1 protein-coding gene is annotated in these 539 nt (G+C 48.2%); it reads right to left on the bottom strand.

What is annotated here, in order from left to right; genetic code table 11:
* On the bottom strand, window positions 1-539 hold a 539-nt coding region (gene secF, locus R7Q09_RS27870; RefSeq protein WP_318144174.1), incomplete at both ends, for a protein translocase subunit SecF.

Here is a 539-nt window from a genome sequence, read left to right as displayed (position 1 = left end):
CAATGTTTGTGTAATCGAAGCATCCATGATGTCCGCAGGATCACCTTTACGCATCTTGCGGAAATTTTCACGAATACGGTCGAATACTACGATGGTATCGTTGAGCGAGTAACCAACAACCGTTAGCAACGCAGCCACGATAGTTAGGTCCACTTCAATCTGTAGGAATGAGAATACACCCAGCGTGATAATAATATCGTGCGCCAACGCCATTACAGCACCAGCCGCTAGACGCCATTCAAATCGCATTGATACGTAAATCAGGATACAGATGAGCGACACAAGGATCGCCAGACCGCCCGCTTCAGTTAGTTCATCACCAACGTTTGGACCAACAAACTCGATACGGCGCATTTCTACGCTTTCACCGGTACCTTCTTTGATCGCACCGATGATTTGGTTACCTAGCGTTTCGCCAGAAACGTCGTCACGAGGACGAAGACGCACCATCACATCGCGAGCACTACCAAAGTTCTGTACTGTCGCATCTCCGAAACCTTTTGCATCAAGTGCTGTGCGGATTTCTTCAAGGTTAGCTG

It is taken from the genome of Vibrio sp. 2130-1, assembly GCF_033339515.1.
This window is presented reverse-complemented; position numbering and strand designations above follow the sequence as displayed.